Source organism: Saccharopolyspora antibiotica, assembly GCF_047200635.1.
Taxonomy (GTDB): domain Bacteria; phylum Actinomycetota; class Actinomycetes; order Mycobacteriales; family Pseudonocardiaceae; genus Saccharopolyspora_C.
This window is the reverse complement of the sequence record NZ_JBJZOI010000011.1, coordinates 182,619-207,259: the sequence shown is the minus strand read 5'-3', so window position 1 is coordinate 207,259 and position 24,641 is coordinate 182,619. Positions and strand designations below refer to the sequence as shown.

Here is a 24,641-nt window from a genome sequence, read left to right as displayed (position 1 = left end):
GCAGCTGGCCCGGATCGCCGTTGAAGGTGTTCTGATCACCCGGCAGCACCCCGGCGTCGGAGAACTGCCAGATCGCCTCGAAGTCCCAGCCCGCGGGCAGCGGCCCCCGCTCCGGGGCGTACCGCGCCACCCACAGCGGGTTGTTCGCCCCGAAGAACGGGTTCGCCCCCGTGCACCGGTCCCACCAGCGGGCCGTGGTGTAGATGGTGGGGAAGCGACCGGTGCGGGCCCGGTAGGTGTCGCTGAAATCGGCGATCCACGCCGACATCTGCTCGGGCGCCAGGCCGTAGCACATCTCCCCGTACGGATTGGCCTCGATGTCCAGGGCCCCCGGCAGCGTCCGCCCGTCCGGGAACCAGGCGCCGCCGTGGTCGACGAAGTAGTGCGCCTGCTCCGCGCCGGTCGAACTGTCCGGCAGCCCGAAGTGGTAGGCGCCGCGGATCATCCCGACCGCGAGCGAACCCTCGTACTGGCCGAGGAAGCTGTCGCTGGTGAACCCGATGCCCTCGGTGGCCTTGACGTAGGCGAACCGGGCCCCGTCGGCGTAGGCCCTCGGCCAGTCCACCGCACCCTGGTGCCCGCTGACGTCCATGCCCGCCACGCCCGGCCCGCGCGGCCGGCTGCGCTCGGTGTCGGCGGTCGGGGAACGCCCCACGCTGTAGCCCGCCCACGCGCCGTCCGGGTCCCCGGGATCCAGGCGCGGCTGCGCGGAACCCGGCAGCGGGAACCCGGCCAGCAGCACGCCGCTGAGCGCGGCGGCCACGGCGTGACGCAGGCCGCGGCACCGGGAACGGTGAGGGGTGCGGGGAACGGGCACGGCGGCCTCCTCGGTGCGGTACGTCCGGTCGCCCTCCGGTCACGCAGCAGCACGGCGCGGTCACGGAGCGTGAAAGATCGTGCGGGCAGCGAGAATAACCGCTTGATCGCTCTCGCGCCGGGTCACGGTGGCCGAACCGTGATCTCAGGGGGGCGGGGTGTAGAAAGACCACCTCGTCGGGTACGAGTCGGGCCATGGCAGAACGAACCACCCGACCCGGCGGCCCGCGCCGAGGCCGCCCCGACCACCGACCCCGCCCGGCCGGCGGGCCCCGAGACCACGGCGCGGGTCCCCGCGACGGCGCCGGGCTCAGCACCGCGCTGCGCGACATGCACGGCGCCAGCTACGGCCGGTACAAGTCCCTCACCGGCACGTGGAACTTCGACGGCTTCGACCTGGAGGTCCTGCGCGTCCAACCCGACCCCTACGCCCCGGCCAGCCGCTGCGAGATCCGCGTGCACCCCGGCACCGCCGAGCTGCCGCCGGAGCTGCACTCCACCCCGGTGCGCGCGCGGGCGCTGGCGGGGTTCCTGGTGCGCGCGGCCGCGCACCGGTTGCGCGACAGCGGCCTGCGGGTCGACGCCGGCGGCCAGCAGGTCCTGGACCGCAGCGCCTGCCAGCTGTCCTCCGACGGCGGGGTCCGGCTGCGGCTGGGCATCGACCTGCCGGGACGGGGCCGCAGCATCGACGGTCACGCAGCTGAACGGGCCCTGTGCCGCCGCGTCCCCGACGTGGTGGAGGCGGCGCTGCGCCACGCCACCGCCGACCAGACGCGGATGCGGGAGTTCGTGGAGTCCGTGGAGGACACCGACGCGCTGCGCGAGGCGCTCACCGGCCGCGACCTGGTGGCGTTCGTCGCGGACGGGGCGGTGCTGCCCCGGCGCAGCGGCGTTGACGAGCGGCCGCTGCCCGACGCGGTGCCGTTCTCCTCCCCGGAGTCGATGCGGGTGAGCATCACCGTGCCCAACCGGGGCGAGATCACCGGCATGGGCATCGGGCCCGGCATCACCCTCGTCGTCGGCGGGGGGTTCCACGGCAAGTCCACGCTGCTGCGCGCCCTGGAGAACGGGGTGTACGACCACGTGCCCGGAGACGGGCGGGAGCTGGTGGTCAGCCGCCCCGACTCGGTGAAGGTCCGCGCCGAGGACGGGCGCCGGGTGCACCGGGTCGACGTGAGCGCGTTCGTGGGGCACCTGCCGACCGGCGCGGACACCGCGGACTTCTCCACCGACAACGCCTCCGGTTCGACCTCGCAGGCAGCGGCGATCGTGGAGTCGGTGGAGGCCGGGGCGGGAGTGCTGCTGGTCGACGAGGACACCGCGGCGACGAACCTGATGATCCGCGACGCGCGGATGCAGGCGCTGGTGGCCAAGGAGTCCGAGCCGCTGACCCCGTTCGTGGACCTGATCCGGCCGCTGTCGCGGTCGCTGGGGGTCTCGACGGTGCTGGTGATGGGCGGCTCCGGGGACTACATGGACGTCGCCGACCGGGTGGTGATGATGGACGCCTACCAGGCGCGGGAGGTCACCGAGCAGGCGCGCCAGCTGGCCCGCACCCCCACCGGGCGCCACCAGGAGGCCGACGGGTTCCCGCCGGTGCGCCACCGGGTGCCGGATCCGGCGTCGATCCCCGTCGAGCGGCCGAAGGTGCGGGCCCGCGGCACCGACGCGCTGACGCTGGGCGAGTCGACGGTGGAGCTGCGGGCCGTGGAGCAGCTGGTGGACCCCTCCCAGGTGACGGGCATCGGGTTGGCGCTGGTGACCTGCACGCGCAACGGTCTGCTCGACGGGACCCGCACGGTCGCGGAGGTCCTGGAGGCGTTCGAGGAGAGGGTCGCCGAGCAGGGCGTGGCCGCGGTCGACGCCCGGTTCGCGGGTGATTTCGCGGTGCCCCGCCGGTTCGAGCTGGCCGCGGCGCTCAACCGGCTGCGGGTGTTGCGCGTCGCCTCCTTCCGCGACTGACCCGCGCCACGTTTCCCGGGCGGGCGCGGCGGGCACCTGGCAGGAGCGAGGGGTGTCGCCTCGCCTGGGACGGAGGCACGTGATGCCGCACGGCAGCGGCGCGGCCCGGTACCGGGATCGCGAGCACGCGGGCCGGGTGTTGGCCCGCCAGTTGGCGGGCCGCACCTGGCGGCGGCCGCTGGTGCTGGGCCTGGCCCGCGGCGGGGTTCCGGTGGCCGCCGAGGTGGCCCGGGCGTTGGACGCCCCGCTGCGGGTCGCGGTGGCCCGCAAGATCGGCGCCCCCGGGCAGCCGGAGCTGGCGGTGGGTGCGGTGACCGCGCACGGGCCACCGCACTACGACCAGCGGCTGCTGAAGGCCTTCCACCTCGACGAGGCCGCGCTGGCCCCTGCCTGCGAGCGGGAGCGGGCGGAGGCCCGCAGCAGGGAGTCCCGGTTCGCGTTGCGCGACATGCCGTCTCCGGCGGGCCGGGACGTGCTGCTGGTCGACGACGGGCTCGCCACCGGGGCCACGGCGCGGGCGGCGCTGCGGATGCTGCGGCAGGCCGGGCCGAGGTCGCTGGTGCTGGCGGTGCCGGTCGGGGCGCCGGACGCGGTCGAGGCGTGCGAGGCCGACGCCGACGAGGTGCTGTGCGTGCTGCGCCCGGTGGGTTTCAGCGCGGTGGGGCAGTGGTACGAGCACTTCCAGGCGACCACCGACGAGGAGGTGCTGTCGGTGCTCGCGGCCACCCCGTGACCGCCCCGCCGGGACGTGGCCGCCACCCCGGGTCCGCCGCCTCGGCGGCTCCGCGCCCGCGGCGTCCCGGGCCGGGGGTCGCGGGATGCGGATCGGCGAGCTGTCCCGGCGCACGGGCGTCAGCCCGCGTTCCCCGCGGTACTACGAGGAGCAGGGCCTGCTGGGCAGCTCCCGTTCCGGGACCGGGCAGCGGCTCTGCACCGAGGCCGAGGTCCAGCGGGTGTTTCTGCTCCGGCAGCTGTTCGACGCGGGGTTGTCCAGCCGGGTCATCGCGCTGGTGCTGCCGTGCGTGACGGCCCCGGACGAACCGGGCGTCGTCGAGGAGGCGTGGGCGACGATGGTGCGCGAGCGCGACCGCCTCGACGCCGACATCGCACGCCTCGTCGAGGTCCGCGCCGCGCTCGACGCGCTGATCAGCGCCAACCGCCACCACGGGGCGCGCACGTCCCCGGAGCCGGTCGCGCGCGACCTGACGTCGTGGCCCGCACCTCAGCCGGTTGCCCCTGACACCGATGTGAGCGGTGAGGATGGCGGCGGGTCCGGAACCGCCGGGCCCGTCACGCGGGAGGTGGCGCGCGGATGGGGCAGGCGTGGGGTTTCAGCAGGCATGGCGGTCCCGAGGTGCAGGAGTTCTTCGATCGTCCCGATCCCGTCCCCGAGCGCGGTGAGGTGCTGATCCGGGTCGAGGCCGCCGGGGTGAACCCCCTCGATCACCTCCTGCGCTCCGGGCTGGTCCCCGGCCTCGACGGTGGGCGCCCGTTCCCGTGCGTGCTGGGCGCGGAGGCGGCGGGCACCGTCCTCGCGTGAGGACGGTGCCGGGCTGGAGGTGGGCGACGCGGTCTTCGGTGTCGCGCTGACCGGTGGCGGTACCTGCGCTGAGACGACGGTGCTGCCCGCGCGGAACACCGCGCGCGTCCCGGCGAGCCTGTCGGGGGCGGTGGCGGCGACGCTGCCGGTGGCCGGGACGACCGCGGTGGACGTGCTCGACCAGCTCGACCTCCCACCCGGGGCCGCGGCCCTGGTCAACGGTGTCGGGGGTGGGGTCGGCCTCGCCGTCGCCCGGCTGGCGGTCGTGCGGGACCTGCGCGTCGTCGGTACCGGGAGCGCGGCCGAGCGAGAGCACGCCGAGTCCATCGGGGTGCGGTTCGTCGACTACGCGGCCGAGGACGTCGCTGCCTCGGCGGGTGAGTTCGTTCCTGGCGGCTTCGACGGGGTCGTCGACCTCGTCGGGGGATCTTCGCTGCGGTTGGTCGCTTCGCTGGCCCGGGAGCCCGGGGACGTCGTCGCCGTGGGTGATGCGTCGGTGGCCGATCTCGGTGGTCGTTTCATCCAGCGGCGTCTGGACCGCGAGAACTTGCGGCACGCCGCCGAGCTGGCCCTCGACGGAGCCCTCGCCCCCTGATCACCGCGGTCCACCCGCTCTCCGACGCCACCCGCCGCCCTGGCGACGGTGGAGGGCGGTCACGTCTCGGGCAAGGTCGTCCTCGCGATGCCCTGAGCGGTTCCCGACGGCCGGTGGCGGGGTGGCGCACGTGCTCGTCCGCCACCGGACGGCCGGTCCGTTGCCCGATCCGCAACGGTCCGGCGAGGTTGTGCGGGAAACGGGTGGACTTCCGTTCGTAACCCACGAAGGTGTGGTCTATATCGCCCGAATGGGGTTGGCTGGGCGTTTATGACCGCCCCCAGGTACACCGAGCAGCCCTCCGCCCCGAGGCGGCAGCACGCCGCGCGCTCCGGTGGCAGACCAGCGGGCGACGAAGGCGGTTACACGGCGGAAGTGGCGCTCCAGGTCGGCGAGGCGGCTCAGGTGCTGGGAGAGCGGTTGCGGGATCCCGCGCTGCCGCACGGCGTCGAGGACCTCGCGGGCATCACCCGCGGCTTCGCCGCCACCGCCGAGGGCATGGCCGCCGGGGTCGCGGGCATCACCGAATGGCTGCGGGCCGCCGGGCACGCCGGAACGCTGTCCGGGCACGCCAGCGTGGTCGCCGACCGGCTCGGCCACGTCGGGCGCGAGCTGGACATGCTCGCCGAAGCGGTGCGGGCCGCCGAACACCGCTGACGCACTGCTCGCCCCGCTGACGATCCCGCGCACCGCCGACCGGCTCGGCCTCGACGCCCCGCTCGCGCGAGCCCCGCGGCAAGGCCACCCACCCCGCCCGCCACCGCGTCGTCGCGGAACCCGCCGTGCCGGACCGCACCCGCGCCCCGCGGGCGGTCGGCCACGCGGACTCGTGGTCACCGCGACAGAGCACCGCAGTATGTTGGAGCTGGCATCGCCGCGGCCTCCCGTGCCCGAACCCGGCTGCACCGGACCCGCCGCCGACGGCGGACCGCACCGGCTCGGTACCGTCGCGACCGTGATCAGCTCGGCTGAACCGGCCCGCGCGCCGGGGGACGAGCACCGGCCGCCGCGCCGGGCGGAGCGCGGCACCCGCGGCGAAAGTTGATCACTATGGTGGCGGGGACGCGGGCACGACCGGTGCCCGCCCGGCGTGGAGGTGTACCGGTGGATCGGGGCAGTGCGGGCGATGCGTCGGCCGCGTTCGACTCGCTGCTCAACAGCCTCGTCGAAGGCGACGGCGAACAGCGGCGCACCGAGCCGGGACCCGGCGGCCTCGGCCTGGCCGACCTCCTCGACCCCGAGGCCCACGACGTGCTGTCCAAAGCCATCCGCGCCACCGTCGACTGGGGATCGCGGGAACTCGACAGCACCCACCTGCTGTGGGCGGTGACCCAGGTCGACTCCACCGCGCAGATGCTGTCCGACTCCGGAGTGCCCGTCGCCGACCTCGCCGCCCGCGTCCGCGCCGTCGCCGGCACCGTCGACGCCGTGGCCGGAGCGACCCGCCGCGCCACCCCGGTGCTGTCGTCCTCGGCGCGCCGCGCCCTGCTCGGCGCCCACCAGCAGGCCCTCGGTGAGGACGTCGAAGTCGTCGGCGCCCGCCACGTGCTGCTGGGCCTGGCCACCGACCCCGAATCCGTCGCCGGACGCGCCCTGGCCCGCGCCATGGAGAGCGGCGACCGCTCCCGCGGCCCCGCCGCCGCGCTGAGCACCACCCCGCGGCTCGACGAGTTCGGCCTGGACATGACCGAACTGGCCCGCGCCGGACGCCTGGACCCCGTCATCGGCCGCGACGAGGAGATCGACCAGGCCGTCGAAGTCCTCGGACGCCGCTCCAAGAACAACCCCGTGTTCATCGGCGACCCCGGCGTCGGCAAGACCGCGCTCGTCGAAGGCCTCGCCCAGCGCATCGCCGACCGCAGCGTGCCCTGGCCGCTGGCCGGCAAGCGGTTGGTGTCGCTGGACCTGGCGGGCATGGTCGCCGGAGCGAAGTTCCGCGGCGAGTTCGAACAGCGCTTCCGCGACGTCCTCGTCGAACTGCGCACCCACCGCGACGAGGTCGTGGTGTTCATCGACGAGATGCACAGCATCGTCGGCGCCGGGGCGGGGGAGGGCTCGATGGACGCCGGCACCATGCTCAAACCCGCCCTCGCCCGCGGCGAACTGCACCTCATCGGCGCCACCACCGTCGAGGAGTACCGCAAGCACGTCGAGAAGGACCCCGCCCTGGAGCGCCGATTCCAGCCGATCCTGGTGCCCGAACCGTCCGTGCCCGACACCATCCGCGTCCTCGACGGCGTCGCCGAGAAGTTCCGCGAACACCACCGGGTGCGGATCGACCCCGCGGCGCTGGAAGCCGCCGCGACGCTCTCGGACCGCTACCTCACCGACCGGTTCCTGCCGGACAAGGCCGTGGACCTGCTCGACCAGGCCTGCTCGCGGGTCCGGCTGCGCCGAGGCAGCACCTCCTGGTCACCCCCGCCGCTGGTCGGAGCCGACGACGTCGCCGAAGTCGTGGCCCGCCGCACCGGAATCCCCGTCGCCGAGGTCTCCGCCGAGGACCGCCGCCGCCTGCTCGACCTGGAGAAGCGCCTCGCCGAACGCGTCGTCGGCCAGGACGTCGCGGTGCGCTCAGTGGCCGAAGCCATCCGCCGCGCCCGCGCCGGGCTCGCCGACCCCGACCGCCCCATCGGCAGCTTCCTGTTCCTCGGCCCCACCGGCGTCGGCAAGACCGAACTGGCCCGCGCCCTGTCCCGGGTGCTGTTCGGCGACGCCGAACGCATGGCCCGCTTCGACATGGGCGAGTTCCAGGACAAGCACACCGTCTCCCGCCTCATCGGCGCCCCACCCGGCTACGTCGGTTACGGCGAAGCCGGGCAGCTCACCGAACGCATCCGCCGCCAGCCCTACTCGGTGGTGCTGCTCGACGAGGTCGAAAAAGCCCACCCCGACGTGTTCAACACGCTGCTGCAGGTCCTCGACGCCGGGCGCCTCACCGACTCCCAGGGCCGCGCGGTCGACTTCCGCAACACCGTGGTCATCATGACCTCCAACATCGGCTCCGACCGCATCCTGGACTCCACCGAACCCTCCGACGAGCTCGCCACCCGGCTGCTGGCCGACCTGCGGGAGTTCTTCCGCCCCGAATTCCTCAACCGCATCGACGAGGTCACCGTCTTCCGCGCCCTCGGCGACGCCGAGCTCACCGACATCGCCGCGCTCCTGCTGGAACGCACCGCCTCCCAGCTCCAACGGCGCGGCGTGCGCCTGGAGGTCTCCGACGCCGCGGTGCGGTGGCTCACCGAACGCGGCTCCGGCGGCGAGTTCGGCGCCCGCCCGCTGCGGCGCATCATCCAACGCGAACTCGACACCCGACTGGCCTCCCTGCTGCTGGACGGCTCGCTCACCGACGGCAGCGACGTCCTCGTCGAAGTCCTCGGCGGCGAGCTGTCCTTCCACGTCTCCTCCGCCCGCCACGGCACCGCCGGCGGCCGCCACGCCGCCCCCGCGCACCGCCGCACCGAGACCCCCGCCTGAGATCGTTTGCCGCACCGCCGCACCGGGTAGCCGCCGGACAGGGTGATCCCCGCCGGTCGGCCCGCCGCACCGCCACCACGAGCGGTGACACCAGCCCACCGGCGCTCACCTGCCGGAACGAACGCGTCCGCCGCCGCGCCCCGCACGCGGCACCACTGCGTCGCCCCCGTCCCGGCCAGGCTCACACGATGGTGGCCAGCCTTGTTTCGATCGGACTAGCCCTTCTACGGTGGGAAAACGCGGTCGAGCACCGGGCGGGGGCGCGCTCCGCAGCCGCCTGCGGCACAGCCGGGTCACGGCCCGCCAGCACCCGCCGACGACCGGCGGTCACCGCTCGCGCGCCGCTTGACGCTCACCGCGGCCAAGGGCACCACCGGCATGGGGGAGGCAGCGTGATTCTCACGAACACCGGCAACACCGACCGCACCGCGCACCACCGGCGCGAGCACGTCGGGAGCACGATCGCCCCGCCCCGCCAGCGCACCGCCGCGGTCACCGCGCCCCACGAGCACGGACCCGCGCTGCGGCTGTCGATCCAACGCCCCGAACCCGGCGTCGTGATCGTGCGCATCGGCGGCGACATCGACCTGGCCACCGTGCCGCGCCTGGCCGAACTCATCCAGCAACGCCTCACCGCCGCCGTGCTGCGCGCCGTGGTGCTCGACCTCAGCGACGTCACCTTCTTCGACTCCGCAGGACTGGAGATGCTGCTGCACGCCCAGCGCCGCGCCGAAGCACGCCGCACCCCACTGTACCTCGTGCCCGGCACCGGATCAGTGCACCGCATGATCCACCTGACCGGGCTCACCGGCCGCTTCACCAGCCGAGACACCACCACCGAGGCCGTCGCCGCCCTGCGCCGCACCCTCTGACCGGTTCACCGCTCCCGCCGCATCGCGACCCGAGGCGCCCGGAACCGCGCCGACTCCGCGGCCAGCAACCCGCCCAGCCGCCCACCGGGCCCGGCGAGGACCCGGAAACCCAGCCGGCCGTAGTACGGCGCGTTCCAGGGCACGTCCCGGAACGTCGTCAACGTCAACGCCGCCGCACCGGTGACCCGCGCCGCGTGCTCGATCAACCCCGCTCCCAGGCGCCGCCGCGCCCACGCCGGGTCCACGCACAGCTGCGCCAGGTGCAGGCCCCCGTCCAGCTCCTCGCCCGCCAGGAACGCCACCGGCCCCACCGGCGCCTCGGTCACCCACAACGACCCGGCCCGGCGGTGCACCTCCAACGCAACGACCGGCATCGGCGGGTCGGCGGCGACCTCGGGCATCCCCACGTCGCGGAACCACCGCCCGCTGCGCCGCTCCACCTCCACCAGCTCCGCCAGATCGGCCTCCACCGCCGCGCGCACCCGCATCCGGTCAGCCTGGCCCGGCCGCACACCGCGAGCAACGGTTTTTCGGGGGAGGCGCACCACCCCGGACAGAGCGTGCGCAGCACCCGGTTCACCCCGGCGAGCGGCCGCCGCTGGTGGTCGCTCGGCGACCGGGCACCTGCTCGCGGAACACCGGGTCACGCGGCGAGCCCGCTCCACCCGGGCCGGCCGCTCCGAGCTCCAGGGCCCAGCTTCGCCGGAGCCCGGCGGCGCGGCGAGATCCACCACCGGAAGCAGGCGCCGCCCCCGGCGCCGCAGGGGATGATCCCGGGACGCCCGGACGGATACGGTGCCCACCGAACACGCGAGCCGGGAGGATCAGTGAACGCTCCGAACCCCACCGCGGACCAGGTCCGCACCATCGCCATCGACGGCCACCACCCGCAGCTGGCCGAGGGCGCCTGGGCAGCCCCCGGCGCCACCCTCATCGGACGGGTGCACCTGGGAGCCGACGCGAACGTCTGGTACGGCGCGGTGCTGCGCGGCGACAACGAGCACATCACCATCGGCGCGGCCACCAACGTCCAGGACGGCTGCGTCGTGCACGCCGACCCGGGCTTCCCCGCCACCCTGGGCCGCGACATCACCGTCGGGCACCGCGCCGTGCTGCACGGCTGCACCATCGGCGACGGCACCCTCATCGGCATGGGCGCGGTCGTGCTCAACGGAGCCGTCATCGGCGAGGGCTGCCTCGTCGCCGCGGGAGCGGTCGTCCTCGAAGGCGCCGAGATCCCGCCCGGCTCGCTCGTGGCCGGCACCCCCGGCAAGGTCCGCCGCGACCTCACCGACGAGGAGCGCACCGTGCTGGGCCTGTCCGCGCAGAACTACGTCACCAACGCCGCCCGCCACCGCGACGCCCTCGGCGGCTGAGCAGGGGAGCGGGGCAGGACCCGCCGGGAAAACCGACGTGCCGTGGCCCCGGGCGCATTCGCCTCGGGGGCCACGGCACGTCTGAAGCAAGCCTGCACGGGTCGCCAGGTCTCGCGTGGTGTGGCGATCGACCGCGCTCGCCGGTCCCGGACACCGCCACCGACGGTGCCGACCGGTCCGCACCGCGGTGCGCGCGCCACGTTCAGCCGGGGATCAACCCCGGGCCGAGGAGCAGGGCCTCAGCCCTGACCGCGGGGGACCGAGCTCACGGTCTGCGATCCGGGATGCCGCATCACGGTGCGAGCCCGACCCATCTCCCGTGCCATGCCACCCAGCCAACGAACCAGACCTGCCATCTCGGCGTCCCTTCACACGTAGTGGTCCAGCCGCCACCGCCGCCAGGGACCGAGGGCTGGCGTGCCCCGGGTGAACGTGCGGTGCCACTCCCGTAGTCGTCACCGGTGGACGCCGCGTTTCATCCGGAAAGTAACGAAGAGATAACGAGTCTGGTCGTGGTCGGGAAAACCGCCGACATGACCGGATGAAACGTTTCACCGCTAGCTCGGGCGCGTCCCCACCGCATCCCGCACCTCGGACACCATCGACATCCCCGACTCCCGAGCGCAATGCGCGCAGCAGAAGAACCGCCCGCTCACCTCCACCCCGTGACCCAGGATCCGACATCCGCAGTGCTCGCACTGCGGAGCCAACCGCTGCGCCGCGCACTCGAACGAATCAAACGTGTGCACCCCACCACCAGCGGTGTGCACCTCGAAGCTCATCCAGTACTCGTTCCCGCACACCACACACGTACCCATGACCGCGCAGACCTCCTCCGGACGACCAGCAGAAGCCCCCAGCATGAGCCGCCACCCCACCCCCAGCAACCCGGATGACCTGCGACGACAACGCGAACCGCACAGTTGGGGGCTACCCGCCCCACACCCCCCGTGCCACGATGACCAGCGCTCTTCCAGTGGTCCGCACCACCCGCTCCGCTGCTCGAAGGGGACACCCATGCACGACGACCGAACCGTGGTCGAACACCGCCTCGACCGGATCCTCGCCGAACGCCTCCGCCCCGCCATCCACACCCGCACCCACCCCCTCGACATCGCCGTCTGGCACGTCCCCGGCGAACCCGTGCCCGCCAGCGCCGCCCTCCACGCCCAATACACCCCCACCAGCACCGGACACCCCTGGGGACCTCCCTGGAGCACCACCTGGTTCCGCCTCACCGGAACCCTCCCCGCCGACTGGACCGAACCCGCCGAAGCCGTCATCGACCTCGGCTTCGACCTCGACCGACCCGGATTCCACTGCGAAGGCCTCGTCCACACCGACGACGGCACCCCCCTCAAAGGCCTCAACCCCCGCAACACCCACATCCCCATCACCACACCACCAGGACACCCCCTCACCTGGTACGTCGAAGCCGCCGCCAACCCCCTCATCCTCGGCGACAACGGCTACCGGCCCACCCACCTCGGCGACCCACCACCCTGGCTCGACGGCCACCCCACCCACGCCGCCCCCCTCTACCAACTCACCCGCGCCGACCTCGCCCTCCGCGACCTCACCACCTGGAACCTCGTCCACGACACCGAAGTCCTCACCCAGCTCATGCACCAACTCCCCACCGACTCACCCCGCCGCCACCACATCCTCCGCGCCCTCGAGAACATGCTCGACCACCTCGACCTCCACGACATCCACACCACCGCACCCCGAGCCCGCGCCCAACTCGCCCCCGCCCTCACCGCCCCCGCACACCCCAGCGCCCACCGCATCACCGCCATCGGACACGCCCACATCGACTCCGCCTGGCTCTGGCCCCAGCGCGAAACCATCCGCAAAGTCGCCCGCACCGTCGCCAACGTCACCGAACTCATGGACCAGGACGAGCACTTCCGCTTCGCCATGTCCCAAGCCCAACAGCTCGCCTGGCTCAAGCAGCACCACCCCCACCTCTTCGACCGCGTCCGCCACCACATCGCCACCGGCCAGTTCATCCCCGTCGGCGGCATGTGGGTCGAATCCGACACCAACATGCCCGGAGCCGAAGCCCTAGCCCGCCAATTCCTCCACGGCAAGCGCTTCTACCTCGACGAATTCGGCATCGACACCCAAGAGGTCTGGCTCCCCGACTCCTTCGGCTACAGCGCCGCCCTGCCCCAGCTCGTCCGCCTCTCCGGATCCCGCTGGTTCCTCACCCAGAAGATCTCCTGGAACCAGACCAACGCCTTCCCCCACCACACCTTCTGGTGGGAGGGCATCGACGGCACCCGCGTGTTCACCCACTTCCCACCCGTCGACACCTACAACTCCGACCTCTCCGGAGCCGACCTCGCCCACGCCACCCGCAACTACCGCGAACACGGCCACGGCAACCGCTCCCTCGTCCCCTACGGCTACGGCGACGGGGGAGGAGGACCCACCCGCGACATGCTCGCCCGCGCCCACCGCCTCACCGACCTCGAAGGCTCACCCACCGTCGAACTCGCCACCCCCGCCGAGTTCTTCACCGCCGCCGAAACCGACCACACCAACCCCGCCGTCTGGTCCGGCGAGCTCTACCTCGAATTCCACCGCGGCACCTACACCTCCCAAGCCCGCACCAAACAAGGCAACCGCCGCAGCGAACACCTCCTGCGCGAAGCCGAACTCTGGTGCGCCACCGCCACCACCCGCCTCGGCACCGACTACCCCTACGAACGCCTCGACGAGCTCTGGAAGACCGTCCTGCTCCACCAGTTCCACGACATCCTCCCCGGCACCTCCATCGCCTGGGTCCACCGCGAAGCCGAACGCACCTACCAGCGCATCGCCGCCGAACTCGACGACCTCATCCACACCGCCCAACACGCCCTCGCCGGCACCGGCACCACACCCCTCACCTTCAACGCCACCCCCCACACCCACCACGACGTCCCCGCCCTCGGCGCCGCCACCCCCGCACCCCAGCCCACCACCACGGCCACCCACCACCCCGACGGCACCCTCACCCTCCGCAACGACCACATCCACGCCACCCTCGACCACCACGGCCTGCTCACCAGCATCACCGACCTCCACACCGGCCGCGAAGCCCTCGCCCCCGGCCAGCCCGGCAACCTCCTCCAACTCCACCCCGACCACCCCAACGCCTGGGACGCTTGGGACCTCGACGAGTTCTACCGCCACCGCCACCACGACCTCACCCGCGCCGACCACATCGCGCTCGACGACACCACCGCCGTCATCCACCGCACCTTCGGCGACTCCACCCTCACCCAACGCATCACCCTCGAACACCGCACCCTCACCATCGACACCCGCATCGACTGGCGCGAAACCGAGAAGATCCTCAAAGCCGCCTTCCCCCTCGACGTCCACGCCGACCGCTCCGCCGCCGAAACCCAGTTCGGCCACGTCCACCGCCCCACCCACACCAACACCTCCTGGGACGCCGCCAAGTTCGAGATCTGCGCCCACCGCTGGCTCCACGTCGGCGAAACCGGCTACGGCCACGCCCTCATCAACGACTCCACCTACGGCCACGACGTCACGCGCCACACCCGCCCCGACGGCGGCACCACCACCACCGTCCGCCTCTCCCTGCTCCGCGCCCCACGCTTCCCCGACCCCCACACCGACCACGGCACCCACCACCTGCGCTACGCGCTCGCCATCGGCGCCACCACCGCCGACGCCATCCGCGAGGGCTACCGCCTCAACCTCCCCCCGCGCCAGCACACCGGCGCCGGACCCATCGCACCCCTCATCACCCTCGACAACCCCGCCGTCATCGTCGAATCCGTCAAACTCGCCGAAGACCGCACCGGCGACCTCGTCGTCCGCTGCTACGAATCCCTCGGCGGCCGCGCCACCACCGCCCTCACCCCTTCCTTCCCCGCCACCCGCACCACCCGCACCGACCTCCTCGAACGCCCCACCGGCGACCCCATCGGCACCGGCGAACCCCTCCACCTGCGCCCCTTCGAAATCCTCACCCTCCGAATCACCCCCGCCTGAACCGCACGACGGGCCAGCGACGTCCCCCACCCCGGCAGCACCCGCCCGCGCGCCACGGCGCGCCCGGGTGAACACCCCCACCCCGCGCGCCACCGCCGCGCATCATGACCCCGTGCGCCGCCACCGCAGGTGAACGGACCACACCGGACCCGCGCCACCGGCACCGCCGACGGCGCGGAAAAAGGTCGCCCGAGCCGCCACACCGGCTCGGGCGACCCCCGGCACCCCGCCTCCGAGCCCCAGGCCCCGCCTCCACCGAGCTCCCGCCCCGGCTGCCCGCGGAGCGCCGCCGACCTGCGCCCCGGAACGACCCCCTCGCCGCGAGGTCCGCGCTCCCCAGGACGAGAACGCAGCCGCCCGCGCACGACCACCGCCCCGGCATCAACACCTGGCCACAACACGCCACCGCACACCAGGGGATCACCGACACCCGCGAGCGATGGGGCGAGAACCCCGCCGCCGGTGGGTACCGTCGCACCAGCACTCCCGTCGGAGGGACCGCGTGCACCCGGCAGCCACCGGCACCTCACCTCCGCCACCAGCACCGGCTGCCCGACCGAGAACACCCTCCGGAATGAGCCACCCACACCGCGTCACACCACTGCTCGCGCGTCGTCCCCACCCGGGCAGGCCGACGTCCGGCGCCAGACGACGCGCGGTACCGCACGGCCGCGGTGGGGGACAGCGATGAACCGGTTCGCCGAGTTCCTGCGACGCCAGATCGACATCGACCTCGAACTGCTGCGCTGGGTCCGCGAGGACGTCGAAGCGGGCACCGCCAAGACCTGCGGCGGCACCGTCTTCCGCGGCTTCCGCGAATGCGAGCTCAAGACCCGCCTGCTGCGCTTGCACCAGCTGTGCGGCTCGGGCGGGGGCCCCTGCGACCGCCTCGGCCAGTCCTACCCGCCCGAGGACGAACGCGGCTGCGCCACCCGGGCGCTGCTCGGCCTGCCCTACGCCGACCGCCCCGGATACCGGCCCCGCTGGCGCCCCTGACCGCTCACGCCGCCGACAGCCACCAATCCCGGCCCGCCAGCAACGCCGTCGCCAGCAGCCCAGCCGACACGAACCCGGCCGCCTCGCCGAGCAGCACGCACAGCACCGCCGCCACCGCGGCCAGCGTCCCCAGCGCTGTCCGCGCACCCCACCGCGGCCGCCCCGGCAACTCCGACTCCCGCAGCAGGTGGGCGAGATCGGGGTCCTGCAGGCTCAGCCCCCTCTCGATCTCGGCGATCCGACGGCGCTCGTGCCTGGGCAGCATCCTGCGACCTCCTCGCGGCGGTGGACTGCACCCGGACTACCCACCGCCACCCGATCCCCACACCAGGCGGCGGGGGAGCCCGGGCGCCCCTGGTGCGAGACATCGGACAAGGCCGGGCAACGGGCCCAGGAGCCCGGGGCAGGGGAGCGGGCGATCCGCTACCGGGTGCGGGGAAGCGGGGAAGCCCGCGACCGCGCTGCCGTCCGGCAGCAGGAGGCGCACCGGACGGAGGGCGCGGCGCGCCGCTCCGCTGGGTGGCGTCGATGGGGACACGCAGCGGCCGGCCAACCGGGGAGCGAGAGGCGGATCCGAGCCGATCACCCGAATTGGTGGATAACGTTGATTATCCATCATTTGGAGAAAGGGGGGCTGGCTCCACCGCGCGGGGGATCGAACCGCCTCCGTCGGCCGGGGGTCGTGATTTCCCCCCGCCGACGCGATGTCGCCGCGCATCGAGCCCCGCCGAGATCCGCCGGGCGCTCCGAGTCCGCAGGTGGTCGTCGGGCCGACCGCCTGGCGCCCTCGGGGCGCCGGCCTCCCGAGCGGGTGCCGCGTTACCGGAGCCTGCTGCCGCAAGCGCCGAAACGTCACTGTGACGTTTTACGGGAGCGCTCCGGGGGGCTGAGGAATCGTGGTGATGCTGGGCCGAGGCGCTGCCGGGTCCTCAGCGCCGTGCGTCGCTCGTCGGGGCGCACCGCGCCGCTGGTCCGCCTGGTCCGTCGAGCCGAGCCCGGCCGTCGCGCGGCTCGATACCCGTCGAGCTCGGGTGCCCACGCCCATCCGCCGAACCGTGCCGCCGGAAGCGTCCGCCGAGGCCCCTCCCGGCCCGACATGCCCAGGTCGATATATCGCCGATAAGCGACATTATGTCAAGTAAGTGGGATCGGCCCCCTCCCCGGGGCTCACAACTCGAAGTACGACTTCGCCGGCGTCCGCGGCTGGTGGCGGTGTTCGGCCGGGAATGCATCGCGCGTGCGGGGCGACCTTCCGGTGCGGTCGGTGACCGCCGGGATCTCGGCGAGCACACCCTTGGCCACGAGCCGCGCGAGTTCGACGAAGTGCTCCGCGCACGATTCCGGCTCCCCCGGCCGATCATGATCGGTGCGAGTTCCTCGATCCCGGGCCGCACGAGACGGATCTCGCGCTCCAGGCCGGACGAGGTGGCAGCGGCCAGCTCCGGCGCGGTGAGCTCGTGCGCCCCTCCCCCGCCCGTGGCGTCGGTGAGCGCCGCGAAGGCGCTGTCGGCGGCGCCCGGGCGTCGACGTGGGTGATCTTCCCGCCGAAGGGCTCACCGCCAGCTGTGATGCCGCCGGTGCCACGCACGAGGTTCTGCGTGATCGTGTTGGGGCGCAGCGCGGTCGAGGTGGGTGCGGAATCCGCGAGATGGGCCTCGATCGCGGCGCGGGTGCCGCGAGCCGGTGCGCGACGCGCTCGGGCTGGTGCGCAGGCGGTCGGCGGTGCGCACACCCGCGACGCGCGAACGGGTCCGTCTCGCGTCCGGCGTGATCCTGCGCCGATGTGCGGCCGGGGCTCGGGTGGGCGCCCCGGGTATCCGAGACCGCTGCGAGGGCCGTCGGTCAACGGGGGCTGCGGGCCGGGGTCAGGTGGTGCCGGTGCGTTCTCCGGTGGCGGCGGCCGGGGCCGGGGTGGGCCGTTGCCCGCGGCGTTGCAGCGCGACGCCCCACACGACCAGCACCGCGGCCAGGCCGATCGACAGCCACAGCTCCAGGCGCTTTCCCGGCAGGATCGCCATCGCCAGCAGGATCCCCGCGATCCCGGCGATGGTGAGCGCCGTCAGGTACGGGAACGCCCACATCGGCGATTCGAGGCGCGACTCGGTTCCCCGAGCGCGCATCGCTCGCCGCGTCGCGAACTGGGTGACGGCGATGACGAGGTACATCATCAGCACGATGGCGCCGCTGGAGGCCAGCAGGTAGCCGAACAGCTCCGGCACGGCGTAGTTGACGACGACGGCGACCGCGCCGATCACCGTGGAGGCCAGCACCGCTGGCCGCGGGGTGCCGTTGGGGCCGGTGGTGCCGGCGAACCGCGGCGCGTCGCCCCGCTGGGCGAGGGAGAACAGCATGCGCGAGCCGGTGTAGACGGCGGAGTTCAGGCAGCTGCACACGGCGACGAGCACGACCACGTCCATGATCACGGGCGCGCCGGGGATGTTCATGGTCTCCAGTGCGGCTCGGTAGGAGCCGCCCGCTTCCAGGCCGGGCGCGTTCCACGGCACGAGCAGGACCACCACGAACACCGATCCGATGTAGAACAGCGCCAGCCGCCACACGACGGCGTTGATGGCCCTGCGGATGTTGCGCTCGGGTTCGGCGGATTCGGCGGCGGCGATGGTGACGATCTCACTGCCCTGGAACGCGAACATCGCCGTGAGCAGGCCCGCGAGCACCGCGATGCTGCCGTTGGGCAGGAACCCGCCGTGGGCCCACAGGTTCGCGGGCCCGGAGACCTCCGAGCTGGGCAGCAATCCGAGGATCGCGGTCAGGCCCAGCACGATGAACCCGATGATCGCCAGCACCTTCAGCAGCGCGAACCAGTACTCGATCTCGCCGTAGTTGCGCACCGACAGCAGGTTCGTGCCGGCCAGCGCGGCGATGACGACGAACGCCGGGATCCACGTCGGGATCGACAGCGACGCGCCGATGATGTCGCCGGCCGCGATCGCCTCGATCGGGATCACCAGCACGTAGAACCACCAGTACAGCCAGCCGATGGAGAACCCCGCCCACCGGCCCAGCGCGCGGTCGGCGTAGGTGGAGAACGATCCGGTGTCGGGGTTGGCGATCGCCATCTCCCCCAGCATCTTCATCACCAGCACCACCAGGGTCGCGGCGATGAGGAAGGAGATCAGCACTCCTGGTCCGGCTTCGGCGATCGCCGCCGAGGAGCCGACGAACAGGCCCGCGCCGATGACACCTCCGATCGAGAGCATCGTGATCTGGCGGCCTTTGAGGCCGGTGGTGAGCGCACCACCGGAGGTGGGCGGGGTGTCGTGGGACATGCGGGCTCCTGCCGGGAACGCTCTGGTGGGCGTGGGACGTGGTGGTGATCAGGTGCGGGCCGGTGGTGGTGCGTGGGCGGCGGGCAGCCGGTTCGCCGGGTCCCGCCGGCGCGGCGAGGCGAGGCGCATGACGGGGCACGGTAGGCGCATCGCCGCCGCGGAACCAGAGGTGATCGCCCGGGCTTCTTCCGAGTGCGCGTCAACGCCGCTCCCCGCGGGCCTGTTGTCCGCGGTGAGGAGAACCGGGGTGTCCACGGTCGTCGCGCTGCCGACGGACTCCTCGGCGCCGACCGTCGGCCCGTCGGCCGAACTCGGCGAGGTCGGCGCGTCGCTGCTGCTGATGGCGAAGCCCCGGCGCGAGGAACCGGAGAACGTCCGCCGCTGCTTCGAGCTGTCGGACGGAGCGATCGCCGAGGTCGCCAGCCTGCTGTCTCCCGGCGACAGCCGCCGGTGACGACCGCCACAATCTGCATGGCGATGATAAAAATCAACGCGGTGTAGAGTTTGACACGTGGGAGCGATCCAGCTCCTTTCGAGCTATCCCTGGAGGAGCAATGCGGAAGCAGAAGTGGCTCATCACCGGCGTCAGCACGGGCCTCGGGCGTGCCTTCGCCCAAAGCGCCTTGGCCGCTGGGCACACCGTCGTCGGGACGGTCCGCTCCGAGGAGGACCTGCGGACCTTCGAAGGGCTTGAACCCGGCTTCGCTCACGGCCGCATCCTGGATGTGACCGACGGCGACGCCGTGTCGAACGTGGTCGCGGAGGTGGAGCGGAGCGTCGGCTCCCTGGACGTCGTCGTCGCCAACGCCGGCTACGGCCTGGAGGGCACCTTCGAGGAAACCCCGCTGGCCGAGGTGCGGCGGCAGTTCGAGGTCAACGTGTTCGGGGCGGTGGCCACCCTGCGGGCAGCACTGCCCCACATGCGTCAGCGCCGCAGCGGACGCCTGATGGCTGTCACCTCCATGGGCGGGCTCATGGCCGTGCCCGGCATGTCCGCCTACTGCGGCAGCAAGTTCGCCCTGGAAGGCATCCTCGAGGCGTTGGGCAAGGAGGTCGCGCAGTTCGGGATCCACGTGACGGCGATCGAGCCCGGCTCCTTCCGCACCGACTGGGCCGGACGGTCCATGACACGTGCCGCGCAGTCCATCGACGACTACGACGAGCTGTTCACCCCCATCCGTGCCGCGCGGCAGAAGGCGAGCGGGAACCAGCTGGGCGATCCGGCCAAGGCCGGGGACGCCGTCGTGCACATCGCGTCGGTCGACCAGCCGCCGGCCCACCTCGTGCTGGGTTCGGACGCGCTGCGGCTGGTCACCGCCGCGCGCTCAGCCGTGGACGAGGACATCCGCTCCTGGGAGACGCTCTCCCGCACGACCGACTTCGCCGACGGCGCTCAGCTCTGATGCCCGGCCACCACCCCGCGCGGAGCCGGCGCAGCGCCGAACGCAAGGGCGATGTCCGGGAGCGGGCCATTCTGGACACCTGCGAAGCTCTGCTGGCGCACAAGGGCTACGAGGCCATGACCGTCGGTGACATCGCCCAGGGCGCCGGCATCACGCGCGGCGCCCTGTACTTCTACTTCGGCTCCAAGCAAGAAGTGGTCACGGCACTCGTGGCCCGGACCGTCGAGCACCTGTGGGAGCGGTCCCGGGCCACTGCGGAGTCCGACGAGCCGCGCCAGGCCATCGCGGTAGCCATGCGGCGCACGGTCGAGCTGTGGAACGAGCACGGCCTGGTCATGCGCACGGCGATCGACCTGTCGTTGACCGTGCCGGAGATCGGTGAGCTGTGGAGCCACACAGCTGACTTGTTCATCGCGGCCATCACCGCCGTCCTGGAACGAGCCGGCGTTCAGGCCGGCACCGAACCGGACCAAGCCTCAGCGATGGCACGCGCCCTGTGCTGGATGATCGAACGGACCTTCTACCACGCCTCGCAGGAGTCCCGCGAGAAGTTGCAGAAGGCATCCGCGACCTGCGAACACATCTGGCTGACCAGCGCCGGCCTGGCCACCTGAGACAGCTGCAACGCCACCCGCCGAACCGCCGCAGCCGCCGAGCAGCACGGCGGCAGGGTGCCGCGGGACCTCCAGCAGGTCCAGGGCGTCGTCGACCGCCCGGGTCCGCTGGTAGGTCACCGCGGTCAGCGGTGTCGCCGCCCTGCGGGCATCGCCGTGGCGGCGCACCCAAGCCCGAGTTCCCGGTCTCCGGTGATGTGCTCGAAGCGGCGTGCGGAACGGGCCAGCGGACCGCGTGGCTGGTCGGCGCGGGTGCGGCCGGTGTGCGGGAACTTCGTGGCGGGCGTGGCACGCCCCCGGAGTGAACCGCGCGGTGTCGGGGTGCGCTGCTAGGACGGTCGCGTGGTGTGGACCTTGGGCGATCTCGAACGAGCGGTGCGGGCGGGCTGGGGCGCGGACACCTGCGCGCCGGAGGACCTGCCGAAGTGGTCGACGCGCAATCCGGCTCGTGGGCAGTGCGGGGTGACCGCGCTGGTGCTGCACGACCTGCTCGGCGGTGATCTGCTGCGCGGCGAGGTGCGGGTGGGCGGCGAGCAGGTGGACTACCACTGGTGGAACCTGCTCGGCGGTGGTGTCGAAGTGGACCTGACCCGCGAGCAGTTCGCCGCCGACGAGATCGTCGGCGCGGGCGTGGTGATCGTGCGGGGGCCGCTGTCGCGGATGCACGAGCAGTACGCGTTGCTGCGCGGCCGGGTGCTCGCCGGGTTGTCTGCGCCGGGCTCGCCGTCCGCGGAATCGTGAAGGGGCCGCGACGGGCGCGCGGCGCGCGACCGGCCCCGGCTGCGCCGAGGTTCGCCCTGCGGCGCAGCCGATCGGCGCTCAGCGTTGCGCGATGAGCGCCAGGGCGGCCGTGACCAGGGATGCGTTGTCCGGGGCGATGTCGCCGTCGGGCAGCTGCAAGGTGTCCTCGAGGCCGATGCGGACGTCGTGGCCTTCGCGGGCGGCCAGCGCCAGCACCGGCCACGCCCCGGCGGCTTCGCCGTGGAGCAGGATCGGTGTGCGGGTGGGGCCGATCTGGGTGAGGTGCGCCCGCGCGGTCGTGGCCGCGCCGCGCGCGGTCGGGTCGGTGATCTCGGCGAGGATCCGCAGCACCTGCTCGCGCGCTGGGGCGTTGCGGAAGTGGGCGGGCCCGTCGGTGCCCGAGCGCAGGCCTGCCTCCACGGCGATGCCGCGTTCCAGCAGGGCGCGGGCGATGTCGTCGGCGCCCGGTTCGTGCCAGTTCACCGCGGCGCGGTCGGGCAGCACCGTCCAGCCGCGGATCGCGGTGATGCGGTCGCGGGGGTTCGGGGCCGTCCACGCGCCGGTGGTGACGCCGACGGGCACGCCCGGGGCCGCCGCGCGCACGGCGAGCAGGGCCGCGGCCAGCACGTGCGGGTCGACGCTGTCGGTGCCGTCGGGGTACTTCGGGTGCAGGTGCAGCTCGGTGGCGCCGGCCGCCGTGCAGGCCGCTGCTGCGGCGGCGAGCTGTTCGGGGTGCACGGGCAGGTGGTGGTGCTCGCGCGGGGATCGGGCGCCGTTGAGGCAGGCCTGCAGCATGAGTCGATTGTGTCGGTTCTCGGCGGGGTGGGGTATTCGGTGCGCTGGTCGTTGCCGTGCTGGTGGCATGTCGTGATCAGTTCTGGGAAGCGACCGGTGTCGTCGAAGCGGAGGCCCCCGGTCGGTGGGCCGTCGAGGGGTTCGGGGCGGGCGGTGTCGGTCAGCGGCGGGGCGGTGTCTCGGGTCTCCGATCTTCGATGCGAGGTCGAGGGCAGGTGCGGCCCTGTCACGACCCCGCCGCGTCACGTGCCGCCTGCGTGCTCGTTAGCGTGGTGGTGTGGTGATGTTGGGTCCGCGCGAGCGGGTTGCGATCGACCGGCAGTTGGCGAGCTGGGACGTGTCCTCGGCGCGAGGCCCGTGGACCCGGTGGTTCCTGGAGTCGGTGCGCGACCGTCCCGGTGTGCGGGCCGCCGAGCTGGCCGCGCAGCTCGACCGGCCGGTGTCCCGGTTGAAAGCGCAGGCGTGGTCGCTGGTGGAGCTGGACCTGCTGGTGCGTTCCGGGCAGGCCTACTGGCTCTCCGATCGGGGTGCGGCGTATCTCGCGGGCCGGGAAAAGTGAGTTGCGCTCCCACCACCCGGCGCGCTTGAGTACCGGCCGGGACGACCTGAACGGTATTCCGAGTCTCTCCCCGTCGGGTGTCACGAGTCCCCGCGGGAGGGGCCCTGGGAAAGCGGCGCCGTTTCCTTCGGGCAGGACGCGGCGATGTCGCGGGGAGTCGAGCACGTCTCCGCATGTCATGGGTTCGCGCGCGCAGCGGTTCACCTTCGCTGGTGCCCCTGGTGGCTCGATCCGGGAGTGCGGGCGCCGCGATTTCTCGCGAAGTTGCGGGGCCGCCGTGCGCTGTGGCGGGAAGCTGGTGGGGATGAGTTCGACGAGTGGTCGGTTCGCGTGGGAGTCGCTGGATCCGGCGGCGCCGCTCGACGACTTGGCACCGCTGCTGGACGTCGTCGGTGACGCGCGCGTGGTCGCCGTCGGCGAGAGCAACCACGACGTGCGGGAGTTCGGCCTGCTGCGGCACCGGGTGGCGCGGTTGCTGGTGGAGCGCGCCGGATTCGACGTGGTCGCGATCGAATCCGGGTTCGCCGATGCTCGCGCGCTCGACACGTGGGTACGGGGTGGTCCCGGTGAGGTGGCCGACGTCGCCGTCCGAAGCCTCGGTTACCGGTTCGGGGAGGCCCGGGAAGTCCAAGACCTGCTGAGCTGGTTGCGATCCCGGGGCGACGTTGCCTTCGCGGGTCTCGACGTCCCGGGGTCGGGGGGCGGCGCCGAGCACGTGTGGCCGCTGGCCGAGGACGTGCTGCGGGAGTTCGACCAGGACTCGCTGGTGCTGCTCGACGAGGCGCGCCGGGCGATGGGGCGTTACGCCGCCGTGCACAGCGGCCTGGCGATGGGCCGCTACGCCGCGCTCGATCGCGCCGGCCGGGACGGGGCGAGCGCCGCCGTCACCGAGCTGCTCACCCGCCTCACCGATCTCGCCCCCACCGTGCCCGAGTCCGCCCGGGGCCGGTACGCGGTGGCCGTCCACGCGGTGCGCGGCGCGTGGCGGCTCGACCAGTTCATGCGCGAGCTGCTCGCCGTCGGCGCCGGTCGCGGGCGGCTCGCTTCGCGCGACGCGCACATGGCCGAGACGGTGCGCTGGCTGCTGACCCACCACGGCCCGGGCGCGCGGATCGTCGTGCTCGCCCACAACGGCCACGTCCAGCGCTCCCCCGTCTCGTTCGACGGGATGCCGCACCCCTTGGTGCCGATGGGTGCGCACCTGGACGCCGAGCTCGGCGCGCACTACCGGCCGATCGCGATCACCGGCACCGCGGGCACCACCGTCGGCATGAGGATCGACGCCGACGCCCCCGGCGGCATGCGCCTGCACGAGGTGCCGCTGCCTCCGGTCGCCGACGGCAGCGTCGAAGCCTCCCTCGCCGGGGCCGCACCCGTCGGAGTGGATCTGCGCGCGGTCACCGGCGGGCCCGGGCTGATCCGCCACGCCGAGACGTTCGTGGCCACGGCCGTGTCCGTCGCGTTCGACGCGGTGCTGCAGATCCCGGCGACGCGCCCGAGCGACTTCGTGCTCGGCTGAGCACCACGGGCGGGCAGCACCGCACCCGGTGCGCTGAATCGGTTCGGGCCGGCGGGCGTTGTGATCCGTTGCGGT

The 24,641-nt window shown here is 73.2% G+C and carries 23 protein-coding genes; 17 read left to right on the top strand and 6 right to left on the bottom strand.

The features are described 5' to 3' along the window. Positions 1-763, bottom strand: a 763-nt coding sequence (locus ACL03H_RS11630) for a lysozyme (protein WP_412811179.1), incomplete at its 3' end; no start/stop codon positions are given. Positions 764-1,011: 248 nt separating this feature from the next. On the opposite strand from ACL03H_RS11630, the gene ACL03H_RS11625 reads away from it, so the two are divergent. From ACL03H_RS11625 to ACL03H_RS11590, 8 genes are all read left to right on the top strand, one after another. Then, entirely contained in the window at positions 1,012-2,778 is a 1,767-nt protein-coding gene (locus ACL03H_RS11625; RefSeq protein ID WP_412811178.1) for an ABC-ATPase domain-containing protein, read from the top strand. An 82-nt stretch (positions 2,779-2,860) separates the two neighbouring features. Further along, complete coding sequence (locus ACL03H_RS11620) at positions 2,861-3,511, top strand: phosphoribosyltransferase (RefSeq protein WP_412811177.1); 651 nt, start codon at positions 2,861-2,863, stop codon at positions 3,509-3,511. A gap of 85 nt (positions 3,512-3,596) precedes the next feature. Continuing rightward, positions 3,597-4,187 (top strand): MerR family transcriptional regulator, encoded by a 591-nt coding sequence (locus ACL03H_RS11615; protein WP_412811176.1) that lies wholly within the window; start codon positions 3,597-3,599, stop codon positions 4,185-4,187. Next, a complete protein-coding gene (locus ACL03H_RS11610; RefSeq protein ID WP_412811175.1) occupies positions 4,181-4,318 on the top strand; it encodes an alcohol dehydrogenase catalytic domain-containing protein in 138 nt (45 codons plus the stop codon). Before ACL03H_RS11615 ends, ACL03H_RS11610 begins: the two co-directional genes overlap by 7 nt. 19 nt (positions 4,319-4,337) lie before the next feature. Then, positions 4,338-4,913 (top strand): zinc-binding dehydrogenase, encoded by a 576-nt coding sequence (locus ACL03H_RS11605; protein ID WP_412811174.1) that lies wholly within the window; start codon positions 4,338-4,340, stop codon positions 4,911-4,913. A gap of 270 nt (positions 4,914-5,183) precedes the next feature. Then, complete coding sequence (locus tag ACL03H_RS11600) at positions 5,184-5,570, top strand: hypothetical protein (RefSeq protein ID WP_412811173.1); 387 nt, start codon at positions 5,184-5,186, stop codon at positions 5,568-5,570. A gap of 447 nt (positions 5,571-6,017) precedes the next feature. Further along, complete coding sequence (locus ACL03H_RS11595) at positions 6,018-8,390, top strand: ATP-dependent Clp protease ATP-binding subunit (RefSeq protein ID WP_412811172.1); 2,373 nt, start codon at positions 6,018-6,020, stop codon at positions 8,388-8,390. A gap of 392 nt (positions 8,391-8,782) precedes the next feature. Beyond that, positions 8,783-9,262 (top strand): STAS domain-containing protein, encoded by a 480-nt coding sequence (locus ACL03H_RS11590; RefSeq protein ID WP_412811171.1) that lies wholly within the window; start codon positions 8,783-8,785, stop codon positions 9,260-9,262. A 5-nt stretch (positions 9,263-9,267) separates the two neighbouring features. On the opposite strand, the gene ACL03H_RS11585 is transcribed toward ACL03H_RS11590, so the two are convergent. Continuing rightward, complete coding sequence (locus ACL03H_RS11585) at positions 9,268-9,750, bottom strand: GNAT family N-acetyltransferase (RefSeq protein WP_412811170.1); 483 nt, start codon at positions 9,748-9,750, stop codon at positions 9,268-9,270. 339 nt (positions 9,751-10,089) lie between these two features. Between ACL03H_RS11585 and ACL03H_RS11580 the strand changes: the two genes are divergently transcribed. Further along, positions 10,090-10,638 carry a gamma carbonic anhydrase family protein gene (locus tag ACL03H_RS11580; protein ID WP_412811169.1) on the top strand — a complete coding sequence of 183 codons (549 nt, stop codon included), beginning with the start codon at positions 10,090-10,092 and terminating at the stop codon, positions 10,636-10,638. Between the two features lie 557 nt (positions 10,639-11,195). Here ACL03H_RS11580 and ACL03H_RS11575 read toward each other — a convergent pair. Further along, the gene (locus ACL03H_RS11575; RefSeq protein WP_412811168.1) at positions 11,196-11,456 is read right to left on the bottom strand and encodes a Prokaryotic metallothionein; all 261 of its coding nucleotides are present in this window, start codon (positions 11,454-11,456) and stop codon (positions 11,196-11,198) included. A 199-nt stretch (positions 11,457-11,655) separates the two neighbouring features. Here ACL03H_RS11575 and ACL03H_RS11570 point away from each other — a divergent pair, with 199 nt between their 5' ends. Both ACL03H_RS11570 and ACL03H_RS11565 read left to right on the top strand, forming a co-directional pair. Further along, positions 11,656-14,652 (top strand): alpha-mannosidase, encoded by a 2,997-nt coding sequence (locus ACL03H_RS11570; protein WP_412811167.1) that lies wholly within the window; start codon positions 11,656-11,658, stop codon positions 14,650-14,652. Between the two features lie 687 nt (positions 14,653-15,339). Next, positions 15,340-15,648 carry a DUF6221 family protein gene (locus ACL03H_RS11565; RefSeq protein WP_412811166.1) on the top strand — a complete coding sequence of 103 codons (309 nt, stop codon included), beginning with the start codon at positions 15,340-15,342 and terminating at the stop codon, positions 15,646-15,648. Between the two features lie 4 nt (positions 15,649-15,652). Here ACL03H_RS11565 and ACL03H_RS11560 read toward each other — a convergent pair whose 3' ends face one another. Continuing rightward, the gene (locus tag ACL03H_RS11560) at positions 15,653-15,913 is read right to left on the bottom strand and encodes a DUF3040 domain-containing protein (RefSeq protein WP_412811165.1); all 261 of its coding nucleotides are present in this window, start codon (positions 15,911-15,913) and stop codon (positions 15,653-15,655) included. Between the two features lie 1,600 nt (positions 15,914-17,513). Then, on the bottom strand, positions 17,514-18,935 hold the full coding sequence (locus ACL03H_RS11555; protein WP_412811164.1) for an amino acid permease: 1,422 nt from the start codon (positions 18,933-18,935) through the stop codon (positions 17,514-17,516). A gap of 247 nt (positions 18,936-19,182) precedes the next feature. On the opposite strand from ACL03H_RS11555, the gene ACL03H_RS11550 reads away from it, so the two are divergent. The 4 genes from ACL03H_RS11550 to ACL03H_RS11535 all read left to right on the top strand — a co-directional run bounded on the left by ACL03H_RS11550 (position 19,183) and on the right by ACL03H_RS11535 (position 21,693). After that, positions 19,183-19,389, top strand: a complete 207-nt coding sequence (locus ACL03H_RS11550; RefSeq protein WP_412811163.1) for a hypothetical protein — start codon at positions 19,183-19,185, stop codon at positions 19,387-19,389. 100 nt (positions 19,390-19,489) lie between these two features. Beyond that, on the top strand, positions 19,490-20,338 hold the full coding sequence (locus tag ACL03H_RS11545) for an oxidoreductase (RefSeq protein ID WP_412811162.1): 849 nt from the start codon (positions 19,490-19,492) through the stop codon (positions 20,336-20,338). Continuing rightward, positions 20,338-20,952, top strand: a complete 615-nt coding sequence (locus tag ACL03H_RS11540) for a TetR/AcrR family transcriptional regulator (RefSeq protein ID WP_412811161.1) — start codon at positions 20,338-20,340, stop codon at positions 20,950-20,952. The genes ACL03H_RS11545 and ACL03H_RS11540 overlap by 1 nt, the downstream gene beginning before the upstream one ends. 342 nt (positions 20,953-21,294) lie before the next feature. Next, a complete protein-coding gene (locus tag ACL03H_RS11535) occupies positions 21,295-21,693 on the top strand; it encodes a YunG family protein (RefSeq protein ID WP_412811160.1) in 399 nt (132 codons plus the stop codon). A 78-nt stretch (positions 21,694-21,771) separates the two neighbouring features. Here ACL03H_RS11535 and ACL03H_RS11530 read toward each other — a convergent pair whose 3' ends face one another. Beyond that, complete coding sequence (locus ACL03H_RS11530) at positions 21,772-22,488, bottom strand: 3-keto-5-aminohexanoate cleavage protein (protein ID WP_412811159.1); 717 nt, start codon at positions 22,486-22,488, stop codon at positions 21,772-21,774. Positions 22,489-22,765: 277 nt separating this feature from the next. On the opposite strand from ACL03H_RS11530, the gene ACL03H_RS11525 reads away from it, so the two are divergent. Next, positions 22,766-23,047: a hypothetical protein gene (locus tag ACL03H_RS11525; RefSeq protein WP_412811158.1), complete on the top strand. Its 282-nt coding sequence runs from the start codon at positions 22,766-22,768 to the stop codon at positions 23,045-23,047. Positions 23,048-23,351: 304 nt separating this feature from the next. Further along, entirely contained in the window at positions 23,352-24,566 is a 1,215-nt protein-coding gene (locus ACL03H_RS11520) for an erythromycin esterase family protein (RefSeq protein ID WP_412811157.1), read from the top strand. The last annotated feature ends 75 nt before the right edge of the window (positions 24,567-24,641 follow it).

Excerpts from the sequence above, each read along its gene's own strand:
- ACL03H_RS11625 (WP_412811178.1), top strand. The coding sequence starts at position 1,012 with ATGGCAGAACGAACCACCCGACCCGGCGGCCCGCGCCGAGGCCGCCCC.
- ACL03H_RS11620 (WP_412811177.1), top strand. The coding sequence starts at position 2,861 with ATGCCGCACGGCAGCGGCGCGGCCCGGTACCGGGATCGCGAGCACGCG.
- ACL03H_RS11615 (WP_412811176.1), top strand. The coding sequence starts at position 3,597 with ATGCGGATCGGCGAGCTGTCCCGGCGCACGGGCGTCAGCCCGCGTTCC.
- ACL03H_RS11600 (WP_412811173.1), top strand. The coding sequence starts at position 5,184 with ATGACCGCCCCCAGGTACACCGAGCAGCCCTCCGCCCCGAGGCGGCAG.
- ACL03H_RS11585 (WP_412811170.1), bottom strand. The coding sequence starts at position 9,750 with ATGCGGGTGCGCGCGGCGGTGGAGGCCGATCTGGCGGAGCTGGTGGAG.
- ACL03H_RS11575 (WP_412811168.1), bottom strand. The coding sequence starts at position 11,456 with ATGGGTACGTGTGTGGTGTGCGGGAACGAGTACTGGATGAGCTTCGAG.
- ACL03H_RS11570 (WP_412811167.1), top strand. The coding sequence starts at position 11,656 with ATGCACGACGACCGAACCGTGGTCGAACACCGCCTCGACCGGATCCTC.
- ACL03H_RS11565 (WP_412811166.1), top strand. The coding sequence starts at position 15,340 with ATGAACCGGTTCGCCGAGTTCCTGCGACGCCAGATCGACATCGACCTC.
- ACL03H_RS11560 (WP_412811165.1), bottom strand. The coding sequence starts at position 15,913 with ATGCTGCCCAGGCACGAGCGCCGTCGGATCGCCGAGATCGAGAGGGGG.
- ACL03H_RS11555 (WP_412811164.1), bottom strand. The coding sequence starts at position 18,935 with ATGTCCCACGACACCCCGCCCACCTCCGGTGGTGCGCTCACCACCGGC.
- ACL03H_RS11545 (WP_412811162.1), top strand. The coding sequence starts at position 19,490 with ATGCGGAAGCAGAAGTGGCTCATCACCGGCGTCAGCACGGGCCTCGGG.
- ACL03H_RS11540 (WP_412811161.1), top strand. The coding sequence starts at position 20,338 with ATGCCCGGCCACCACCCCGCGCGGAGCCGGCGCAGCGCCGAACGCAAG.
- ACL03H_RS11530 (WP_412811159.1), bottom strand. The coding sequence starts at position 22,488 with ATGCTGCAGGCCTGCCTCAACGGCGCCCGATCCCCGCGCGAGCACCAC.
- ACL03H_RS11520 (WP_412811157.1), top strand. The coding sequence starts at position 23,352 with ATGAGTTCGACGAGTGGTCGGTTCGCGTGGGAGTCGCTGGATCCGGCG.